Origin of the sequence: Clostridium sp. LS (assembly GCF_002760435.1) — a bacterium.
GTDB lineage: Bacteria > Bacillota > Clostridia > Clostridiales > Clostridiaceae > Clostridium.
This window is the reverse complement of sequence record NZ_AUUU01000003.1, coordinates 1-23,170: the sequence shown is the minus strand read 5'-3', so window position 1 is coordinate 23,170 and position 23,170 is coordinate 1. Positions and strand designations below refer to the sequence as shown.

At 31.2% G+C, this 23,170-nt stretch carries 21 protein-coding genes; all 21 read right to left on the bottom strand.

From position 1 onward, the window contains the following. Positions 1–124: 124 nt before the first annotated feature. The gene (locus tag COL3_RS00325) at positions 125–1,459 is read right to left on the bottom strand and encodes an extracellular solute-binding protein (protein ID WP_008426710.1); all 1,335 of its coding nucleotides are present in this window, start codon (positions 1,457–1,459) and stop codon (positions 125–127) included. Positions 1,460–1,839: 380 nt separating this feature from the next. Continuing rightward, positions 1,840–2,103: a GIY-YIG nuclease family protein gene (locus COL3_RS00320; RefSeq protein WP_008426708.1), complete on the bottom strand. Its 264-nt coding sequence runs from the start codon at positions 2,101–2,103 to the stop codon at positions 1,840–1,842. A 232-nt stretch (positions 2,104–2,335) separates the two neighbouring features. Further along, positions 2,336–3,340 (bottom strand): ketol-acid reductoisomerase, encoded by a 1,005-nt coding sequence (gene ilvC, locus COL3_RS00315; protein WP_008426706.1) that lies wholly within the window; start codon positions 3,338–3,340, stop codon positions 2,336–2,338. Positions 3,341–3,353: 13 nt separating this feature from the next. Next, the gene (gene ilvB, locus COL3_RS00310; RefSeq protein ID WP_008426704.1) at positions 3,354–5,027 is read right to left on the bottom strand and encodes a biosynthetic-type acetolactate synthase large subunit; all 1,674 of its coding nucleotides are present in this window, start codon (positions 5,025–5,027) and stop codon (positions 3,354–3,356) included. A 223-nt stretch (positions 5,028–5,250) separates the two neighbouring features. Then, a complete protein-coding gene (gene leuB, locus COL3_RS00305; RefSeq protein ID WP_008426702.1) occupies positions 5,251–6,327 on the bottom strand; it encodes a 3-isopropylmalate dehydrogenase in 1,077 nt (358 codons plus the stop codon). Positions 6,328–6,461: 134 nt separating this feature from the next. Beyond that, on the bottom strand, positions 6,462–6,947 hold the full coding sequence (gene leuD / locus COL3_RS00300; protein WP_008426700.1) for a 3-isopropylmalate dehydratase small subunit: 486 nt from the start codon (positions 6,945–6,947) through the stop codon (positions 6,462–6,464). A 13-nt stretch (positions 6,948–6,960) separates the two neighbouring features. Next, positions 6,961–8,220 (bottom strand): 3-isopropylmalate dehydratase large subunit, encoded by a 1,260-nt coding sequence (gene leuC / locus COL3_RS00295; RefSeq protein ID WP_008426697.1) that lies wholly within the window; start codon positions 8,218–8,220, stop codon positions 6,961–6,963. A 14-nt stretch (positions 8,221–8,234) separates the two neighbouring features. Next, a complete protein-coding gene (gene cimA, locus COL3_RS00290; protein WP_008426695.1) occupies positions 8,235–9,830 on the bottom strand; it encodes a citramalate synthase in 1,596 nt (531 codons plus the stop codon). Positions 9,831–9,891: 61 nt separating this feature from the next. After that, on the bottom strand, positions 9,892–10,401 hold the full coding sequence (ilvN, locus tag COL3_RS00285) for an acetolactate synthase small subunit (RefSeq protein WP_008426693.1): 510 nt from the start codon (positions 10,399–10,401) through the stop codon (positions 9,892–9,894). 547 nt (positions 10,402–10,948) lie between these two features. Then, positions 10,949–11,374 (bottom strand): hypothetical protein, encoded by a 426-nt coding sequence (locus COL3_RS00280; protein WP_008426691.1) that lies wholly within the window; start codon positions 11,372–11,374, stop codon positions 10,949–10,951. Positions 11,375–11,601: 227 nt separating this feature from the next. Beyond that, positions 11,602–12,948: a phosphoglucosamine mutase gene (gene glmM / locus COL3_RS00275; RefSeq protein WP_008426689.1), complete on the bottom strand. Its 1,347-nt coding sequence runs from the start codon at positions 12,946–12,948 to the stop codon at positions 11,602–11,604. 213 nt (positions 12,949–13,161) lie between these two features. Continuing rightward, entirely contained in the window at positions 13,162–13,470 is a 309-nt protein-coding gene (locus COL3_RS00270; RefSeq protein ID WP_008426687.1) for a YerC/YecD family TrpR-related protein, read from the bottom strand. A gap of 173 nt (positions 13,471–13,643) precedes the next feature. Continuing rightward, positions 13,644–14,480, bottom strand: coding sequence for an AIM24 family protein (locus tag COL3_RS00265; RefSeq protein ID WP_008426685.1), 837 nt, complete (start codon positions 14,478–14,480; stop codon positions 13,644–13,646). Positions 14,481–14,520: 40 nt separating this feature from the next. Continuing rightward, positions 14,521–15,342 carry a 2-amino-4-hydroxy-6-hydroxymethyldihydropteridine diphosphokinase gene (folK, locus tag COL3_RS00260; protein ID WP_008426682.1) on the bottom strand — a complete coding sequence of 274 codons (822 nt, stop codon included), beginning with the start codon at positions 15,340–15,342 and terminating at the stop codon, positions 14,521–14,523. Between the two features lie 12 nt (positions 15,343–15,354). Continuing rightward, the gene (gene folP / locus COL3_RS00255) at positions 15,355–16,164 is read right to left on the bottom strand and encodes a dihydropteroate synthase (RefSeq protein ID WP_008426680.1); all 810 of its coding nucleotides are present in this window, start codon (positions 16,162–16,164) and stop codon (positions 15,355–15,357) included. Positions 16,165–16,179: 15 nt separating this feature from the next. Beyond that, on the bottom strand, positions 16,180–16,653 hold the full coding sequence (locus tag COL3_RS00250) for an HD domain-containing protein (RefSeq protein ID WP_008426678.1): 474 nt from the start codon (positions 16,651–16,653) through the stop codon (positions 16,180–16,182). Between the two features lie 131 nt (positions 16,654–16,784). Continuing rightward, complete coding sequence (buk, locus tag COL3_RS00245; protein ID WP_008426676.1) at positions 16,785–17,852, bottom strand: butyrate kinase; 1,068 nt, start codon at positions 17,850–17,852, stop codon at positions 16,785–16,787. 139 nt (positions 17,853–17,991) lie between these two features. After that, on the bottom strand, positions 17,992–18,900 hold the full coding sequence (gene ptb, locus COL3_RS00240) for a phosphate butyryltransferase (RefSeq protein WP_008426674.1): 909 nt from the start codon (positions 18,898–18,900) through the stop codon (positions 17,992–17,994). A gap of 247 nt (positions 18,901–19,147) precedes the next feature. Further along, positions 19,148–20,755, bottom strand: coding sequence for an FAD-dependent protein (locus tag COL3_RS00235; RefSeq protein WP_035283976.1), 1,608 nt, complete (start codon positions 20,753–20,755; stop codon positions 19,148–19,150). 172 nt (positions 20,756–20,927) lie between these two features. Next, positions 20,928–22,148 carry a CdaR family protein gene (locus COL3_RS00230; RefSeq protein WP_008426669.1) on the bottom strand — a complete coding sequence of 407 codons (1,221 nt, stop codon included), beginning with the start codon at positions 22,146–22,148 and terminating at the stop codon, positions 20,928–20,930. Next, positions 22,121–22,972, bottom strand: a complete 852-nt coding sequence (gene cdaA / locus COL3_RS00225) for a diadenylate cyclase CdaA (protein WP_008426667.1) — start codon at positions 22,970–22,972, stop codon at positions 22,121–22,123. The genes COL3_RS00230 and cdaA overlap by 28 nt, the downstream gene beginning before the upstream one ends. Positions 22,973–23,170 lie beyond the last annotated feature (198 nt).

Genomic DNA, 23,170 nt, shown 5'->3' with positions numbered 1-23,170 from the left:
ATAGTTACTCCTTTCTTAGTAAGACTTATTACTGCATTTTAAATTCCACATATTTTTATTATTTAATCTTATGTATAAAATATTCATGAGGAAAGTTATTTTCCCCATGAATTAAATTTAATTATTAATTAGAAGCAGGTCTTTGAGTTTCTCTCTTTACATCCTGAAGTTTTTGTAAGAAGTCTTTCTTAGCTGCATCTCCCATATCTGTTTTTAAGAATTCAGAGAATACAGGTCCTATGTTATTCATAGTAAATCCATCTGGGAAACCAGTGAATGTCCATGGAAGAGTCTTTCCAGCTTTGTTGTATTCAGAAATTGATTTATTTAACTGATTATCGCTTTCAACTGTAAAGTTTGTGAATGCAGGAATCATATTCATATCTTTAACTAAAGCTTCTTGTCCAGTTTTGCTAGAAACCATCCAATCTAAGAATTCCTTAGCTTCTTTATTAACTTTAGAATCCTTATTAGCTACCCAGTACATTGGTACTCCTACTGGAATAGATGTATTTGCTTTGTCGTTAGCATCGTTGTTAATACATAATGGAACAAATCCCATATCGAAGTTTGCTTTTAAGTTTTTTAAATCTCCAGCACACCAGTTACCTTGTTGGATAAATGCTGTCTTACCAAGTGCGAAGTTACCAACTTGAGTACTATAGTCTATAGTATCTAATGCTTTTCCTCCACCATATTTACACAATAATGCAACTAAATTAGCCCAATCATTAAATTCTTTATTATTTACTAAATCTGCTTTTTTGTTCATATAATCTGCAAGAAAATCTTTTGGTTTTTCTTGTGCTGCAAATGGTATATTGAATGTATGATTACCAGTTACCCAATTTTCTTTTGTTGTATAAGATACAACATTTTCAATTCCAAGGTCTGCTTTTTTGCTGTCTAATGTTTCAAAAGCAGCTTTTAATTTATCAAATGAAGTTATAGATTTGGGATCGATACCAGCTTTATCTAAGATTGCTTTATTGTATGCTAGTCCATATCCTTCTGTTGCTGCAGGCATACCGTATACCTTCCCATCAACTGTTACTGCATCAAGTGTACCTTTAACAGCATTTTTAACCCATCCTTGATCACTTAAATCATCAATCTTATGTTTCCAAAGCTCATAGTCTGAAGTACCTTGAATCATGAATATATCTGGTTCAGCATCAGCACCTTTTGCAAATTCAGCTTTTAATGCTGCACCGTAGTCAGCTCCACCACCTACTGAATTTATTTCTACTTTTACTCCTTTTTCTTCTTCATATTTTTTAGCAAGTGCTTGAAGTTGGTCATTGATTTCAACTTTTAATTGAAATACTTTAATTGTTTTACCACTTCCAGAATTGCTTGAACTTTGAGAACCATTGCTTGATGATGTTCCACATCCAACCATAGTTCCAACTATTAATGTTGAAGCTAAAATTGTTGATAATACTTTTTTTGTTTTCATATGAATACCCCTCCATTGAAATTCATCTAATTTTTGGCTATTGTCAAAAATTAAAAATTATATATTTAATTATAACATATATCTAAAATAAATATTTTTAGATATATAATGTTAACTTTATATAAGTATTTCCTTTTCGCAAGCGTTTGCGAAAACCTGAAAAAATTTAGTCTTTATAGCTTTACATACTATTCAGACCTTTTGTTAACCTTTTCTTGTGCTATTCATTTTATGATTTAAGTATAACAGTCAAAGAAAACTTTTACAAGTAATATTTTTATTCGTTTTAGGCTAAATTTAATTGTTTTTCTTTAATTTATTACGATTTCCTCTAGTATAGTACGTTTTTAATAAAATCGGTTGCATAACATGATTTTTTATTATTTATCTTTATCTTCTTTGCGAAATCCATAGACTAATAATAACTTTTCTTTTTTGGCTAACTTTTTTATTTCGAATTCTCTTCGCATTGCGTCTTTTTTATCTGCAAATATTTCATGATATATTAGTTTAACAGGACCTCTCCCTTTTGTGTACTTTGCTCCAATTCCTTTTGAATGCGCTTCAATCCTTTTTTCTAAATTATTTGTCCAACCTGTGTAAAATGTACCATCTGAACATTCTACAATGTATACATAATTCATTTTATTACCCCAACTTCTTCACTACTATTCTATCTTACATTGTCCAAAAACGATAACTAATTTGTGATTTAAAAAATACAATCTCATACTGCTAAATCTTAATGGAAACGCCTATAGCAAATTTATAATTATTATAAATAAAATAAATACTTCTCAATTATATTATACCAAAAAAATAAGACGAGATATTTGTTAAACATCCCGCCTTATTAAAAATAGTATTAATTAAATATTAATCTACTTTTGCTGTATCAATCCAGCTCATCATTCCTCTTAATTCTTTACCAACTTTTTCGATTGGATGTTCTGCTTCCATTCTTCTTCTTGCATTGAATCCTGGTCTATTCATAGCATTTTCTAATAGCCAGTTTCTAGCAAATGTACCATCTTGGATTTCAGTAAGAACTTTCTTCATTTCTTTCTTAGTTTCATCAGTGATGATTCTCTTACCAATTTGGTAATCTCCATATTCAGCAGTATCTGAAATTGAGTATCTCATCATGCTTAATCCACCTTGATATAATAAATCAACGATTAATTTCATTTCGTGTAAGCATTCAAAATATGCATTTTCTGGAGCATATCCAGCTTCTACTAAAGTTTCAAAACCAGCTTTTATAAGTTCTGCACATCCACCACAAAGTACTGCTTGTTCTCCAAATAAGTCAGTTTCTGTTTCATCTTTAAAAGTAGTTTCAAGAATACCAGCTCTTGCTCCACCAACTCCATTAGCATATGCTAAAGCGTATTGTTTTGCTTTTCCTGATGCATCTTGATGTATAGCTATTAAGCAAGGTACTCCAGCACCTTCAGTATATGTTCTTCTTACTAAATGTCCTGGCCCCTTAGGAGCAACCATAAATACGTCAACATAAGAAGGTGGTACTATTTGACCAAAGTGAATGTTAAATCCATGAGCAAATACTAATGCATTTCCTTCTTCTAAGTTTGGAGCTATTTCTTCATTATAGATTTTAGCTTGTTTTTCATCTGGTAATAAGATCATTATAAGATCAGCTGCTTTTGCTGCATCTGCAACTGTTGCAACTTTTAATCCAGCTGCTTCCGCTTTAGCCCAAGACTTACTTCCATTGTATAAACCAACAACAACATCTATTCCACTTTCATGAAGATTTAATGCATGTGCATGACCTTGGCTACCATAACCTATTATAGCAACTGTCTTACCTTTTAATAAATTTAAATCTGTGTCCTTTTCATAATACATTTTTGCCATGTTCAATGACCTCCTAATTGTTATTAATATCTTCTTCGCTTATTATTTGATTAATTGGTGCACCAGGTGCAACCATAGGAAAAACTTTTTTATCACTGTTTATTAAATAATCTATAAGAACTGGACCTTCTGAATCCAGAGCTTTTCTTAAAACATCATCTATTTCATCTACTTCTGTTATTCTAAATGCCTTAGCTCCAAAAGCTTCAGCAAGTTTGACATAATCTGTTGGTCTATCTAAAGTGGTTTCAGAATATCTTCCTTCATAGAAGAAATCTTGCCATTGTCTAACCATTCCTAGACAATTGTTATTCATTACTACTTGTATTAATGGAAGCTTATTTTTTACTGCAGTAACTAATTCATTACAGTTCATTCCGAAGCTACCATCTCCAGCAATATTAAATACTCTTTTATCCGGCTTACCGATTTGCGCTCCTATTGCAGCTCCAAGTCCATATCCCATTGTTCCAAGACCACCTGAAGTTACAAAAGTTCTTTCGGTTCTGAAATTAAAATATTGTGCTGCCCACATTTGATGTTGGCCAACTTCAGTAGAAATTATAAAATTCCCATCATTTAATTTATTTAATTTATCAAAAAATAACTCTGGAGTTAAACCACAATTTGATACCACTTTTTTATTTTCTTTCAAATTGTTTATTGTATTAATCCATTCATCATTTCTCTTTTCTTCAATTAACGGCATTAATTGACTTAATGCTACCTTTAAGTCTCCTACAATACATGTATCAACTTTTATATTTTTATTTATTTCTGCTGGATCAACATCTATTTGTAATACTTTTGCATTCTTAATATGGTTTTGATTACTTATAACTCTATCACTAAATCTAGCTCCAAGGGTTATTAATAAATCACATTTAGTTGCAGCAATATTAGATGCTTTTGTTCCATGCATACCTATCATTCCAGTATATAGTTCATGATCATTCGGAAATTCTGCCATACACATAAGCGATGTTGATACAGGCGCATTTATCTTTTCTGCAAAACTTATCAATTCTGATGTTGCACCAGATATTCCCACGCCACCACCTGCGTATATAAGCGGTTTCTTGCTTTGATTTATTAACTCTACAGCTTCTTGTAATGATTTTTCTGTAATATACTCTGAATTTCTAATAACTTCTTTAGGAATTAATTTAACATACTGCGTTTTATCTGCAGTAACATCCTTAGGAATATCAATTAAAACTGGTCCTGGACGACCTTCTTGAGCTATATAAAAAGCTTCTCTAATTATGTTTTGTAGATCATTAACATCCCTTACTATATAATTATGTTTTGTTATAGGCATTGTAATTCCAGTTATGTCAACTTCCTGAAAACTATCTTTCCCAAGCAATGGCTTTGCTACATTTCCTGTTATAGCAACCATAGGAATTGAATCCATGTATGCAGTAGCAATACCTGTTACTAAATTAGTAGCTCCTGGCCCTGATGTTGCAAGACAAACTCCCACTTTACCAGTAGCTCTTGCATACCCATCCGCTGCATGAGATGCACCTTGTTCGTGACAAGTTAAAACATGATGAATTTTATCTTTATATTTATATAATTCATCATATATATTTAATACTGCTCCGCCTGGATATCCAAATATAGTCTCTACTCCTTCATCAAGTAACGACTTTATTAAGATTTCAGCCCCCGTTAATAACATTTTACTCACTCCTTTGCTTATAAAATGATTTTCAATTCACAATTAAGGATGAAATCTCTCTGAAATTTCTAATAATATCTTTTTAAATCATGCATTTTGTTCCTTTATTATATATTGTGAATTATACATTATTATTTGTTAATAATAAAGTTCCCATATAACTCCTATAAAACTTGATGTTCTATAGGAATTATACAGTAACTTCTCCTATGTTAATTATACACTATTTTGCAGCCTTTAGTTTTTCGCAAACTAGTTCTCCCATTTCAACAGTTCCAACTCTCTTCTTACCTTCTGTCATTATATCACCTGTTCTGTATCCATCTTCAAGAACTGCAAGAACTGCATTTTCAATTGATTTAGCTTCTTCTTCTAATGAAAAACTGTATCTAAGCATCATAGCTGCTGAAAGAATAGTTGCTAAAGGATTTGCAATTCCTTGCCCTGCTATATCAGGAGCACTTCCGTGAATTGGTTCATACATACCAAGTGTGCCGTCCCCAAGAGATGCTGAAGGCAATAATCCTATTGATCCTGTAACCATACTTGCTTCATCTGATAAGATGTCTCCAAATAAATTTGAAGTTACCATTACATCAAATTGGTTCGGGTCTCTTACTATTTGCATTGCTGCATTATCAACATATAAATGATTTACTTCTACTTCTGGATAATCCTTAGCTATTTCATTAACTACACTTCTCCAAAGTCTTGAACTATCTAAAACATTAGCTTTATCAACACTTGTAAGCTTTTTGTTTCTCTTCATTGCTATTTCAAATCCACTTTTAGCAATTCTAGTTATCTCATTTACATTATATCTTTCAGTATCATAAGCACTTTTTACACCATCAACTTCTTCTGTTCCTCTTTGACCAAAATAAATACCACCAGTTAATTCTCTTACTATGCAGATATCTATACCATCTTTAACAATACTGTCTTTAAGTGGTGATTCATTTTTTAATGGCGCATATAAAACCGCTGGTCTTAAATTACAATAAAGATTCATTCCACTTCTTAATTTAAATAATCCTTGTTCTGGTCTTACTTTACCATTATCCCATTTTGGTCCACCAACAGCTCCTAATAAAACCGCATCACTTTTCTTACATACCTCTAATGATTCGTCTGAAAGTGGTGTTCCTTCTTTATCTATAGCACAACCACCTGCTAATACATATTCATATTCGAATCTATGTCCAAACTTATCCCCTATAACTTTTAAAACTTTAATAGTTTCATTAATTACTTCTGGGCCTATACCATCTCCTGGTATTACCGCTATATTATATTTCATTATAAAATCCCCCTTAATTACCTAATTCTTATTGCTTATTTCATATTAAATAATCTTTACTTATTATTATCTCTTTATTGCTAAATTATATCAAGTCAACTCTGTTATAATTTTCATATTAATTGAATTTTCGCTTATTTATTTCTTATATATCCAATTAATCCATCATTATCGATAATCTTTTGCATGAATTCAGGGAATGCTTCTCCTTGATATTCTTGGTTCTTAGTTAAATTTTTAATAAGACCTGTTGAGAAGTCAACTTCTAATTCATCCCCAGCATCAATATTTTTTACTGCTTCATCACATTCTAGAATTGGTAAACCAATATTAATTGCATTTCTATAGAATATTCTAGCAAAAGTTGATGCTATAACACAACTAACTCCAGCTGTCTTAATTGCAAGTGGTGCATGCTCTCTTGAAGAACCACAACCAAAGTTTTTATTTGCAACGATTATGTCCCCATCTTTTACATTTTTAACAAAATCAACATCTATATCTTCCATACAGTGTGCAGCAAGCTCTTTAGCATCTGATGTGTTTAAATATCTTGCTGGGATTATTACGTCTGTATCTACATTATCTCCGTATTTGAAAACTTTACCTTTTACGCTCATTACTAAATACCTCCTAGACTAATTCTGGGTCAGTGATTTTTCCAGTTAAAGCAGATGCTGCTGCCACAGCTGGACTTGCAAGATATACTTCTGATTCAACATGCCCCATTCTTCCTACAAAATTTCTGTTTGTTGTTGATACACATCTTTCACCTTTTGCTAAGATTCCCATATGCCCACCTAAACATGGTCCACAAGTTGGTGTTGAGAATGCTGCTCCAGCTTCAACCAAGTCTGTAACTATTCCCTCTTTTATTGCTTGTAAATAAATCTTTTGAGTTCCAGGAATAACTATACATCTGATACCCTTCTTAACTTTCTTTCCTTTTAAGATATCTCTAGCTATTCTTAAATCTGAAATTCTACCATTAGTACATGATCCAATTACAACTTGGTCAACAGCTACATCTCCAGTATTATCAATTGTTCTTGTGTTATCTGGTAAATGTGGGAATGAAACTGTTGGTCTTAAAGTACTTAAATCAATTTCAAACACTTCATCATATTCTGCATCTTCATCAGCTTCATAAACTTTCCATTCTCTAGATGCATGATCTTTTAAATATTCAACAGTTTTATCATCAACTGGGAAAATTCCATTCTTTCCACCAGCTTCTATTGCCATATTAGCCATTGTAAATCTATCATCCATTGAAAGGTATTGTAATCCATCACCAACAAATTCCATTGATTTGTATAATGCTCCGTCAACACCAATCATTCCGATTATGTGTAATATAATATCTTTTCCACTTATCCATTTTGCAGGTTTATTCTTAAGAACAAACTTTAAAGCTGATGGTACTTTAAACCAACACTTTCCTATAGCCATACCAGCTGCCATATCAGTTGATCCTATACCTGTTGAGAAAGCACCAAGAGCTCCATATGTACAAGTATGCGAGTCAGCACCTATAACAACATCTCCAGCAACTACTAATCCTTTTTCAGGAAGTAAGCAATGTTCAATTCCCATTTCTCCAACTTCAAAGAAGTTCTCTATTTCCATTTTATCAGCAAATTCTCTAATATACTTAACTTGTTCTGCTGAATTTATATCCTTATTTGGAGTAAAGTGATCTGGAACTATAGCTATTTGGCTTTTACTAAATACTTTATCTGCCCCAAACTTTTTAAATTCATTTACAGCTACTGGAGTAGTAATATCATTTCCTAAAACTAAATCAAGATTTGCTTCGATTAATTGTCCAGCTTTTACAGTTTCTAGACCTGCATGTGCTGCTAAGATTTTTTGTGTCATTGTCATTCCCATTTTTAATCATCTCCTTAAAAATATGCTTTTACTTTTCTTTCAATATCTTTGATTAATTTATATTCTATTGAATCCACTAGAGCTATCCAGCTAGCTTGAATTACGTCTCGGGATACTCCAACAGTACTCCAATTCTCAATTCCATCTGTTGATTCAATTAAAACTCTTACCTTTGCTTCAGTTGCACTTTCTGAATCTAAAACTCTAACCTTATAATCCACAAGTCTTGCTTGTTTTATTTCAGGATAAAATACCTCTAGAGCTTTTCTAATTGCCTTATCTAACGCATTTACAGGTCCTTCTCCTTCTGCTGCTGTCATTTCACTCTTTCCATCAACGGTAATATTTATTACTGCTGTTGATGAGAATTCTTCGGTTCCATAAGGCTGTTCTCCAATTATCTTAAAATGATTTAATTTAAAGAAAGGTTTATATTTTCCAATAATCTTTCTTATAACTAACTCAACAGTTCCTTCTGCACCTTCAAATTGATACCCTTCATATTCTAATTCTTTTAATCTATCAGTAATTTTTTGAACTGAATTATCATCCTTAGATATATTGGGAAATACTTTTTTTATTTCCTGCAATATTGTGCTCTTTCCACTAACTTCAGAAACTAAAAATCTTCTTTTATTTCCTACTAATTCAGGTTCTATATGCTCATAAGACTTTGGTGATTTAGTTACTGCATCTATATGCATTCCACCTTTATGAGCAAATGCAGAACTTCCTACAAAAGGATTTTCGTCTGCTAATGTAATATTACAGATTTCTGCAATATATCTTGATGTCTTTGTAAGATTTGTTAATTCGATATTGTTTAGAACCTCATATCCAAGTTTTAATTTTAATGTAGGTATTATTACACTTAAATTAGCATTTCCACATCTTTCACCTATACCAATAAAAGTCCCCTGAACTTGCACTGCCCCTGCTTGCACTGCCATAACTGAATTTGCAACTGCCATCCCCACATCATTATGACTGTGAACTCCTACCTCTATAGATAATTGTGCTCTCACAGCTTTAGTTATTTCATATATATCCTGAGGTAGTGTTCCTCCATTAGTATCACATAACACAACTACTTCTGCTCCAGCTTCCTCGGCTGCACTTAAAGTTGCCATTGCATAATCTTTATTTGCTTTGTATCCATCATAAAAATGCTCTGCATCAAAGATTACTTCCTTTTCTTTTTTGCTCAAGTATTTTATTGTGTCTTTTATCATATTAATATTTTCATCTAAAGAAGTCTTTATGATATCTGTCACTTGAAAATCCCATGACTTTCCGAATATAACGATCGTATTTGCTTCTGATGATAATAAATCTTTCAAATTTTTATCATCTTCAACATTAATATTAGGTCTTCTTGTCGATCCAAATGCTGCAACTCTAGAATTTTTAAGGTGCATATCTTTAAGCCTTTTAAAGAATTCCATATCCTTTGGATTTGATCCAGGATTACCAGCTTCAATATAATCGATCTGCATCTCATCCAAGGCCTTTACTATTTTAATCTTATCTTCTAATGAAAATGAAATTCCTTGACCTTGTGCTCCATCTCTTAGAGTAGAATCAAATATTTTTACCTGATTCTGAGCCATATATCATTACCCCCCTTTTCATTTTTACTGCTTTATTGCCATTATCCATATTTCTTATACATTAATAACTTTCAATAGAATTTTTAATTGTTTTTTCCCCTCTTTGTAGAGCTGTAACACCAGTTCTAACTAATTCTTCTATTCCGTATTCCTCCATTAAGTTTATTAATGCAGATATTTTATTTTCATCCCCAGTTAGTTCTATTGTTAATGTATCAGTAGACAAATCAATTATCTTACTTCTAAAAATCTTTACTGTTTCATTTATTGCTGCTCTATTTTCAGCATTTGCTCTTACTTTTATCAACACTAATTCTCTGTAGACAGATTCATTAGGCTTAAAGTCTATAACCCTTATTACATCTTCTAATTTATTTAATTGCTTTTTAACTTGCTCTAATACATTATCATCGCCCATAAGTGTAATTGTCATTCTTGAAATCGAAGGATCTTCAGTTCTGCCAACAGTTAAACTGTCTATGTTATACCCTCTTCTTGAAAACAATCCGCTTACTCTGCTTAAAACACCAGATGAATTCTTAACTAAAGCAGATAGTACATGCTTCTCCATAGCTTTCCCCCCTTAAAAATGGTTAAAAAAATCCACCCTTAATGATATGAATCATAAGAAGTGGGATAATATTCCGCCTTATATAATATCACTAGGTTCTAACAAACCCTTGCATATAACGGATGCACACCGGATATCTTTTACTCGAGAAATTTCTTTCTCTTTCTTTATTCTGCTCAGGAGCGATAACCATTAAGCTAAAGTATCGATTCTCACCAACCATCGACTCTCTGCAACTTGTCTGCTAAACAATTGTCTCCATCTCAGCATTTAATACTTAAGGACCTATTAAATTTTCCTGTTAGATAGAATTGTACTCTTTGTTTTTACTATTGTCAATAATTTAGTAATATATTTTTCATTCTTGTTTTTTTATCCGTAAAACAAACATGCAAATTAACTATTTATCATCTTAATGTCGATTTTTTTGTTAATTTGTTAATCATTTTGCATATTTTTTGAATATATAAATCATTTATTTGATATTGATTGACAATTTAAACATACTCACTTTTATACTTTTATTGTAAGTATTTACATATGTGTTTTAGAATCTAGCTATATGAGTTCCAAAATCCTCCATATATTCTACCTCTTGAATATTTGCTAAAAGTTCATCTAAACCATAATCAAATATATTAAAATTTATTTTTGCTTCACAAAGTTTAGAAATTACCTCTTCCTTATCTTCATCAAATATTAATTCCTTATTAACTTCCTCAATAAATGCTTCAGTCTTGTAGATTTCACATTTAGCTCCTTCTTCAGCACCTAATTGAGTAAATACGTTATATCTATATTCATCTCCACCTATTTCTGTAGCATCATTGTAACCATCTTTATGAAAAACATCATCAAGTCTTAATTCATAATACATATTTATATATGCTTTTGCACCCTCTATATCGTTAAATCCTTTGCAATTACCAGTTGGCATAACTACTAAATACTCGTTATAAGGTTCTTTTTCCATATAATTGCCTCCTTTGTACATATTATTACTTTATTTATCCCCTTAATAAGTATTTGTTATTCATAATAAGCTAATTGAATTATTTTTAAATCATTTATAATTTTAACCTTTAATTATTTCTTTTGTACCTATAATTATAATATTTTATGTATTTTTTATCCTAAAAATCAATAAACTAAAAAGAACCCTATTTTAATAGGATTCTCTTATGCTAATATAAAAAAACTTTAATTATATTTCTTTTCTATCAATTCAGCTAGATTATGAGCCATTTTATCTATTTCTGCCTGGTCTTCACCTTCAAGCATTACTCTAACTAGTGGTTCTGTTCCAGATGGTCTTATTAGAACTCTTCCAACACCATTTAACGCATCTTCTATTTTTTTAATTTCCATTTGTATTTCAGGATCAGTTAGGTATAAATCTTTTTTATCATTTGGCACTGTTGCATTAGCCAATACTTGTGGTAGCTCCTTCATTATTGTACATAACTCTGATAGAGGAGTTTCCTTTTTCTTAACAATATTAGCAATTTGAAGTGCTGTAACCAAACCGTCACCAGTTGAGTTATAATCTAAAAATATAACATGTCCTGATTGTTCTCCACCTAAAACATATTTATCTTTAATCATTTCTTCTAAAACATATCTATCACCAACACTGGTTTTAACGAGATTAATCCCTTCTTTTTTACTGCATATATCCAAACCAAGGTTACTCATTACTGTTACTACTAATGTATCATCCTTTAACTTCCCAAGTTCCTTTAAGTGCTTTGCACATAGCATTAAAATAAAATCACCATTTATTAAATTTCCCTTTTCATCTACTGCTAAGCACCTATCTGCATCACCATCAAAGGCAAATCCCAAATCACATCCTTTTTTAACTACATATTCCATTAGCTCTTCTGGATGTGTTGAACCACAATTTTCATTGATATTTGTTCCATCTGGATTATCATTAATTACAAATACATCCGCACCTAATTCTCTAAATGCCTTTACTGATGACTTATATGCTGCTCCATTTGCACAATCTAAAGCTATTTTTAATCCCTTTAAATTATAAGGTATTGTATTCTTAGCAAATTCTATATAATCGTCTAAAGCTGAAACTTCAATTGTTTCTCTTCCCAAATCTGTACCAATTGGGCTTGGCACTCCTTCAAAATTACTTTCAATAACGCTTTGAATCTCATCTTCTAATTCATCCGAAAGCTTGTACCCTTTGTCGTTAAAGAACTTTATACCATTATATTCTACTGGATTATGTGATGCTGAAATCATAACACCTGCATCAGCACCGTACTTTCTTGTTAAATATGCAACAGCAGGTGTAGGTACAACTCCTAATACTACAGCTTCAGCTCCAACTGATAGTATTCCTGATATTAATGCCGATTCCAACATATCTCCTGATATTCTTGTGTCTTTTGCAACCAATATCTTGGGTTTATGAGCTCCTTCTGTTAATACATATGCCCCTGCTCTTCCAAGATTATATGCTGTTATTGCTGTCAATTCTGTATTTGCAACTCCTCTAACGCCATCAGTTCCAAACATTCTACTCATAATTTTACCTCACTTTTTTATTCAATATATATAGCTATTTCCTTATACTATAATATTTTTAGCTAATAGTAAAAGTCACTATTATTTATGACCTTTCCAAATTTATCACCTTAAATAGTATAATGCTTTTGATTGCTATTTACAATCTCCTCTTTTTATTAAAATTAGCTATTTTTATACATCAGTTAAGTATATTAAAATTTTCATCCTAAATTACTCTATCTCTTCATTCTTTAACCTATCCAGCACCAAATTATATCCGTCACTTCCATAGTTTAGACATCTATTTACTCTGCTTATAGTAGCTGTACTTGCACCTGTTATTTCAGCTATTTCTGAGTAAGTCTTTTTATATTTAAGCAACTTAGCCACATGTATTCTTTGAGCTAAGGCTTTTACTTCGTTTATAGTTGCCACATCTTCAAAAAACTTATAACATTCATCTATATCTTTAAGTTCTAGAATTGCTTTAAAAAATAAATCTAATTCTTTACTTTTGATCTTTGACTCTAAAGAACTCATTTTACCACCTCACTGTATAATTATTTACCTTTAATTATACCCATCTGCAGCTTACTTTACAACTTTAATATATGAAAGCATCAATTTTAAATTAACAGTCTATATAATTCGAATGGACAGTAGATAGTTTTGTTATAAAAAATTATCTACTGCCCTAATGTGATTATTTTAAATTAAACATCTTCAGCATCCATTTCATATTGTGGTTTAATTATTTGACTCATTCCTCTTATATTCAAATCTTTATATACACTTTTTGTTGGCATAAGCCACACTTCGCCTGTTCCTCTGTATACATTAACCATGCCTTCTCCACTAACAGCAGTCCCAATAATGGATTTAGAAGATTTCTCTACTGAAAATTCAATATTTCCGGTTCTTAAAATAGCTAAATTTCCATCTACCTTCAATGTATCATTAATTAATATACATTTGAAAATTTCAGTCTCTGGAACTGGAACCTTGAGAACAACTATCCCGTTTCCTTCTATCCTAGTTTGATATAAACCTTCATTGCCTAAAAACGCTGAGGATACATTCTTTTGCATGGCTGCATTTATTTCGATGCCTTCCTCACATGCACAAAACATATTATCACTTACTATTATCTCATCATCCTCTAACTCTACCAGTGCAAAATGGCCAAAAGAAGGTTCTAAAAATATTTCTCCAGTTCCACTGTACGTAGGTTTAAATGCAGTATCCCCTGTCAACTTACTTGATATTATTTTTTTACCAAATCCTATTAAGCCACCTTGCTTACTCTTTATTTCTATATTACCCTTCATATAGCTTAAAGACCCTGGTTCTAGCTTTACTGAACTATCCTCCAATATTATTCTAACTTGCTTTAGTTTTATACCACTTTCTTTCATTATGTTAAGTCCCAAAGCAGTTTGAACATCAGTTGCTCCATCTAAATTTTCGTATTCTAATATTTGAAATCTAGATTCACACGCCATTTCCGATAACATACTTAATTTGTTACTAAATTTTAATGAACTTCTCATAAATTACTCCTGTCTTATAATAATTATTATATATCTTAAATTACTTATTTAGATTTAATTCTTCCAGTAATGTAAATATCCTCTTATTAAGTACTGGATGCATAAGATATGGTGCAATTTCATTTAATGGTTTTAATACGAACTCCCTTTCATGCATCCTTGGATGTGGAAGAACTACTTTTTCATCAGAAGAGATTACTGAATCATACATAATAATATCTAAATCAATTGTTCTAGGTCCCCATTTTATTGTTCTTTCCCTATTTAACTCTTCTTCAGTTTTAAGAAGTAAATCCATAAGCTCTTCTGCCTCTAATGTTGTCTCTACTTCAATAACCGCATTTACAAAATCTTCTTGTTCTAAGTATCCCCATGGTTTTGTTATTATAAACGATGATTGTTTTTTCAAATCTATGTTTTTTTCTTTTGATATTTTGCTTATTGCGCTTTCTAAATATCTTTCTTTGTCTCCCATATTAGAACCTAATCCTATGTATGCTTTATGCCTTCTTCTTTCAATCATTATTTCAACAGTATCTAAATGCTTTTTAATTGGCGCCCAAGGCTTTTTCAAGAATACCTTAACACCACTTATAAGCTTATATTCATTAAGAATAAAGTCTGCTAAATTTAAAGTTACTGTTTCTATAAGATCATAGTTTTCCCTATTAAATTCTTCTTCTATTTTTTCACATAATTCACCATAGTGTACTGATTTTGTTAAGTCTCCAGTCTTACCAGCCAGCTTTAAATCTAATTCTAATTCAAAGGATAATATAAACTTTTGGCCTAACTTTTTCTCTTCTTCAAAAACTCCATGAAAACCAAATAACTCTAAGTCTTTTATATACATTTTATCCAAAATTCATCCATCCTATCTTCTTACAATTGCATCAGTCATTTTTGCAGCTCGTGAATTTTCGAGCACATCATGAACTCTTACAAAATCGCAGGCATCTTTCATTATACCTATAACTGTAGTAGCTACTGTTCCCTCTACTCTTTCTTCTACAGGTAAATCTAAAGTTAATCCTATCATAGATTTTCTAGAGGTTCCTAGTAGTATAGGATAGCCTAACTCTTTAAGCTTTTCTAGATTATTCATAGTCTCCAGATTCTGCTCATAAGTCTTTCCAAACCCTATACCTGGATCTAATATTATATTCTCATCCTTAACTCCAGCATCCTTAGCAATTTTTATGCTTTCTTTTAAGTCTTCTAATATCTCTTCAATTAAATTTTTATAAGCTGTATTATCTCTATTATGCATTAAACAGCAAGGTACGCAATATTTTGCGGCAACCTTTGCTATATCTTTTTCCTTTTTAAAGCCCCATATATCATTAATAAGATCTGCTCCAGCTTCTATTGCTTTTTCAGCTACTCTTGCCTTATAAGTATCTATAGATACTGGGATATTGAAATTTTCCTTTATAGCCTTTATTATTGGTACAACTCGGCTAATCTCCTCTTCATCACTTACTATTGTGTAGCCTGGTCTTGTAGATTCCCCGCCTACATCTATTATATCTGCTCCATCATTTATCATTTTTCTTACATGCTGCATTGCAATATCTATATTATTAAATTTTCCTCCATCTGAAAAAGAATCAGGGGTGAAATTTAGTATCCCCATAATATATGTTTTTTCTCCAATTCTAAATTCAGCATTTCCTATTTTCATCTGATTTAAAGCCTCCTAATAATATATTTTCAAATTCTTCTTTTCATCGCTCCAATTACAGTTATCTTTAGATTTACAAGTAATACACAATCTAGAAAGCTTATCTGCTCTATATATGAGTAATGAAAATCCCTCACTTTCTTTATCCCTGTGTCCCAATATGCCTTGTTTTATAGATTCTACTTCTTCCTCATTAAATTCATAATCTATTAAAATATCTTTTGCAATTTCCCATGAAGCTATTTCATGAGGCGTACCATTTTCATATTGATAAGACTTTCCTATATCATGTAAAATTGCAGTCGTATATATAATTTCTTTTTCAAAGCATAAATTTTCTTCTAAATTTATTGATTGGGCAATTCGTGCTACATCTAAAAAATGTTTCAAATTATGTTTACAATACTTTCTACCCTTTTCAAACTTCTTGTTCCTTTTTAAATAATACATATATCTTTCGTCATTTAAAATACAATTAAATCTATCCATAACATACCCCAACTACATTTACTATTTACTAAGTATCATCATGATTATTTTATTATTATATCATTTATTTTTAAATAAAAAATAACACTTAGAAATAATTAAAAATAATTTCTAAGTGTTACCCTTACTTATTAATAAACTTTAGCTTGTTCTTCCCCATCAAGTACTCTAATAGCACCTTGAGCTAAAGCAAGTAATTCATCTTCTCCTGGATAAACTGTAACTGGAGCTATCCATTCTACTTTTGCTTTTAGGTCTGGAACAAGAGTTGGTGAATATGCAATTCCTCCAGTAAAGATAATTTGATCTACTTTACCTTCTAGTACTACTGACATTTCCCCAATTGATTTTGCAATTTGATAAACAAATGCTTTATATATTGCTCCGCATTCTTTATCTCCTGCTTCCATATTGTCAATAACACCTTTTACATCATTTGTGTTTAGGTATCCAACAAATCCGCCTTTTCCTACAACCTTACCATATACTTCTGCTTCGCTATATTTTCCACTAAAGCACATTTTAATTAAATCACCAATTGGAACTGATCCAGCTCTTTCTGGTGAAAATGGTCCATCTCCATCTAAAGCGTTGTTTACATCTACAACTTTTCCATGGTTATGAGCTCCAACAGAAACACCACCACCCATATGTACAACTACAAGGTTTAGGTTTTCGTATCCCTTTCCACTTTCTTTACCATATCTTTTAGCTACTGCTTTTTGATTTAAAGCATGGAATTTACTCTTTCTTGGAAGTTCTGGTACTCCTGATAATCTAGCTACATCTGCTAATTCATCTGTAACAACTGGATCTACTATAAATGAAGGAATATTTAATTCATCCCCAATTGATTTCGCAATTATTCCACCAAGGTTAGAAGCATGTGGCCCTTGAACTCCAACTTTTAAATCTTCAACCATTGCATCATTTACTGCGTATGTTCCACCTTCAACAGGTTTAAGCATTCCACCTCTTCCAACAACGGCACTTAAAGTAGTTATATCAAAGTTCTTTTCTTTTAGAACATTTAATATTACCTCTTTTCTAAATCCAAATTGGTCATATATTGTATCATATCTCTTTATTTCTTCATTTGTGTGTCTTAATGTTTCTTCAAATAGTTCTTTTTCATCTTCATAAACACCAATTTTAGTTGATGTTGAACCTGGATTTATTATTAATAGCTTATATGACATTCCGAATCCCCCTTAAACTTATGCATGATAAAAATTCACAATGCACAAATCAGGGAAAAATCCTACAGAATTTAAAATATTTAATAAATTCTATATAAATTTTCCCATAATTATGCATTGATAATTATATGTTTACTTATTACTTATTTTTTGCTGCAACTAATGCTGCTAAAGCTATTGAATTAACTTTTGTTTCAAATGAATCAGCTCTTGAAGTTAAAATTACTGGTGCTGATGTACCTACTAAAAGTCCACCATTTCTTGACTTTGAGAAATATGTTAATGTTTTATACATTACATTAGCTGCTTCAATATTTGGTAATAATAATATATCTGCTTTACCGGCAACAGGACCTGTAACGCCTTTATGATGAGCAGCTTCTTCTGATATTGCATTATCTAATGCGAAAGGTCCATCTACGATACAACCTTTAATTTGTCCTCTATCACTCATTTTAGCTAATAATGCAGCATCAACTGTTGATTGCATACTAGCATTTACAACTTCAACCGGACATATAGGTGCTACCTTAGGAACTTCTATTCCACATGCATGTGCAACTACTACTGCGTTATTTATCATCCCAACTTTATCCTTAAATTCAGGGTATGTATTAAATGCTGCATCAGTTAAAAATAATAACTTATCCCAGCCTTCTATATCAAAAACTGCAACATGTGACATTAATTTTCCTGTTCTTAATCCAACTTCTTTATTTAATACACTTCTTAAAAATGTAGCAGTATCTACTAATCCTTTCATTAGCATATCAGCATGACCGCTTGAAACTAATTTTACAGCTTCTAAAGTAGCCTTCTTTGGATCTTTGATATCCATTATTTCATAATCTGATAAATCTAAGTCTATCTTTTTTGCTATTTCATGTATTTGTTGTTTATCTCCAACTAATATTGCTTGAGCAATATTTTTTTCTGTAGCTTCCTTTATAGCCTCTAACACAGGTTCATCTTGCGCTACTGCTACTGCCACTTTCTTTGTTGGAACTTCCTTTAGTCTTGATAATAAATCATCGAAGTTTTTACTCATCTTTTTACACCTCTTACCTTAATAATTTTTAACTTATATTATAATTAGTTTAATTATTTGTTAAATTTGTGTCAATCTAGTTTATAGATATTCCTTCTATATTCTATTGTAACAAAAAATTACTGGAAATGTTAAATTTTCAGAATATTATTTTTATTATTTAACTATTTTTTAATCTTTTTCAATTCCTATAGCACCATTATTAATATATAATTAATATTTTTCTTAACCCATTATCCTGTTACCCTTACGTATTCTGGGGTAAATCAAACTTTTCAATTATATGCTCAGCAACCCTTATCCCATCAACTGCTGCTGATATTATACCCCCTGCAAATCCAGCACCTTCTCCTGTTGGGTAGAGTCCACAAACATTTATGCTTTCAAGAGTAGAATTTCTATTAATTCTAACTGGAGCTGAAGTTCTTGTTTCAATTCCCGTTAAAACTGCATCCTCTCTAGCGTATCCCTTTATTTTTTTATCAAAATTCAAAATTCCTTCTTTAAGTGCTTCTACAACATAACTAGGTAAGCATTCCTTTAATTCCTTGAATTCATATCCTGCGGTATAACTTGGTATAACTTTCCCCAATTTAGTAGATGCTCTATCTTTCATAAAATCTCCAACAAGTTGAATTGGTGCTTTATAATTACCTCCACCTAACTTAAATGCAAGACTTTCATAATGTCTTTGAAACTCCATACCGCATAGCGGAGAATTCCCTTCAAAATCTTCTGGGGAGACAGTTACCACTAAAGCTGAATTAGCATTTTCTAAATCTCTTGCATGATAGCTCATACCATTTGATACAAGCCTGCCCTCTTCCGATGCTGCGGCAACTACTACGCCTCCAGGACACATACAAAATGAATATATTCCTCTTTTTAATTTTTCACTTTGATAAGTTAATCTATAATCTGCTGCTTGTAATTTCGGATGTTTATGACTTTCACCGTATTGACTAATATTTATCAATTCTTGCGGATGTTCAATTCTTACTCCTATAGCAAAAGCTTTTGCATCCATAGAAACCTGTTCTTTATGAAGCATTTCATAGGTATCTCTCGAACTATGACCTATGGCAAGCACTAAAGCCGTACATAATATTTCCTTACCATTTACAATAATACTTTTTAATTTTCCGTCCCTATATGATATTTTCTCTAACTTGGAGTTAAAGGAAACTTCTCCACCAAGACTCTTGATTTCTTCTCTTATATTCTTAACTACATTCTTTAAAAGATCTGTTCCTACATGAGCTTTACTTTCATATTTTATTTCTGCCGGCGCCCCTGCCTTTATTAGTTCATCCAGCACAAATGCACATCTATGATCTTTAATTCGTGTAGTTAATTTGCCATCAGAAAATGTACCAGCTCCTCCTTCTCCAAATTGAACATTTGATTCAAGATTAAGTTCTCCAGTTTTCCAAAACTTTTCTACGGTTGCTGTTCTTTGATCCACATCCTCTCCACGCTCATATACTATTGGTTTATAACCATACCTCGCTAAAGTTAATGCAGCAAAAATTCCTGCCGGACCAAATCCGATTACTACAGGCCGGGATTTTAGTTCTTCTGTACCTTGCTTTACAGATTCAATTTTTTTTATTTCTTCAAGCTTTATATCTTTATCATGTATTCTAGATAATATCTTTTTTTCCTTATCACAAATTACATCAACGGCATAACTTATTTTTATATCATTCTTTTTTCTTGCATCTATACTTCTCTTTACTATATTTACTTTGTTTATGTATTCCTTAGATATACTTAACTTTTTACATATTCTATTTTCCAAACTGCTTATGTCATCATCTAAACCTAAATTTATGTTATTTATTCTTATAGCCACAGTTTTTTCACCATATCCTTTCAAATAAAATCGTCTTTCCTGCTTTAAACCTTAATCTTAAAATCATACAAAATGTATTATATCCTATCTAGTATTAATTCAAACTAAGTTAATGAAATTATATCATAAAAAACCACAGTATTAATAATTTGAATAATACTGTGGCCTTTTACTAGGTTTTCTTTTTAACTACTATACTTACACTTCCGACATCTGATATTAATACATTTCCTGCACCGGTAAGAGTCGCTTTAGGTGTATACTCAAAAGTCCCTTCCGCTTTTACACTAGACAAATCTAGTACAACACTTACATTTTGAGGAGTTATCTTATCTAAATCCGCCTGAGTTCCAGTTAATGTTACGTTCGCTGTCAAATTCGGATTATCTAAAGAAAATGCCTCGTTTAAGTTGCTATATTGAATATTACAAACTAAATTTTTAGTTGCACTTTCTTCCTTTTTTATTCTAAATTTAACATCAATAATGCCCTCTCCATCTTGAACCGAGATTCCTTCAGGCAAAATAAGCTTAACATTCATTTCACTATCAGATTTCAACGATGACATGTCCACCGGTTCAGTGTCTATTGATTGTATCTTATCTAAATTCTGACTATCACCTAATATATTTACATTATTTTTACTTAAATCATAGCCATCCAAAATAAATCCCTGTGGCACCGCTCCTGTAGTCTTTAAATTAATAGGTACTACTTTCCCATTTGTTACTGCAATTGATAATTTAGCTGTTTTATTATCAGGTTCAACATTAGTAATTTCATTTCCAAGTGAATCCACAAGTTTTATGCTATAATCACTTTCCCTATTTTTATCTACATCTTTTTCTTCTCCAGTTATTATTGCATCACTAATTCTTTCTATTGAACTTTTACCTCCTGTTACTGTTACCGTTTGTGGATTTATTGTTTGCTGCTTCTCATAAATATTTTCTTTATAATTCACCTTTACCTTAGACTTTATAGTAAATTGTTTCTGAGTTAGTTCTTCTAAACTAACCTTTATTCCTAGAAAACCATTATTTTTAATATTAACATTATCTGGATAACTTACAATTTGAACTGGTATGGTATTTTCCCCACTTTTCAGCGCATAAGCCGACATATCAGCTACAATTTTAAAGTCTTCCTTTTTAACCTTCAGCACTTCACTTGATGGTCCCTCTAATTTTAAATCAACCGTAAACTGCTGCTTATTCACTATTGCAAATTTTGCATCAGTTACAGAATTTTCATTAATTAATTCTACTGGAATATTTTTGAGATCATAAGTTCTTGAAGGATTTTCAACATTTGAGATATACAGCCACAAGCCAAAGGATAACAATAAACAAATAATTTTCACAATTAACGTTCCGTTTTCACTTTTATCCATGACCTCACCTTCTCCCCAGCAGTTTTTACTTTTTTCTCATATCTATTTTCTATTATTTTAGATATTACAGTTTTTAATCTTTCTTTATCATACCCTCTTGTTATTCGTCCATTTATCGCTAATGACACTACACCTGTTTCTTCTGAAACAATTATTATTACTGCATCAGATACTTCTGATAACCCCAGCGCAGCCCTATGCCTAGTTCCTAATTTTTTATTAATGGTATTGTTTCCGGTTAACGGTAAAACACACCCTGATGCTAAGATTCTATTATTTCTTATTATGGTTGCTCCATCATGAAGCGGAGTATTCACTACAAATATATTTTCTAAAAGGTTTGAGGTTACATTTGCATCTAATAACGTTCCCGCACCAATTAATTCGTTAAGACCTGTTCTTTGTTCTATAACAATTAATGCACCCGTTTTGCTTTCAGATAGATTTTGTACTGCTACTGCAACCTCGTTAATCATTGTATTTAAGTCTTCCTTATTGTAAAAATAATGCTTATCATCAAAAGCACTTCTTCCCAAGTGTTCTAAAGCTCTTCTAATTTCTGGTTGAAAAATTATAATAACAGATAATACCCCGATAGTTAATGTTTTATTTAATATAAAATACAACATATCTAATTTTAATAAATAACTAATTGGAATTAGAGCTATAATTAATACTATCCCTTTTAATAACTGTTCCGCTCTTGTTTCCTTTATTAACATGTATCCTTTATAGAATATATAAGATACCACTAATATATCTAATACAGACCATAATGACATATTAGAAAAGCTTTTTTCTAACATAGATAAAAGTTCTTGCAAATTTCTCACCTCTCTTCTTATCTCTTATATTAAAATTATACAACAATTATTATACTCATAGATATAAAGAGAATTATAAATTTCTTACTTTTTAATTATTTTTATACTAATTTTTTATTAAGGCACATGAAAATAAAAAACAAGTCCAAATCTTGTATTTGGTTTCTCGAACTTAGTTAAATTGCGCATGCAATTTAA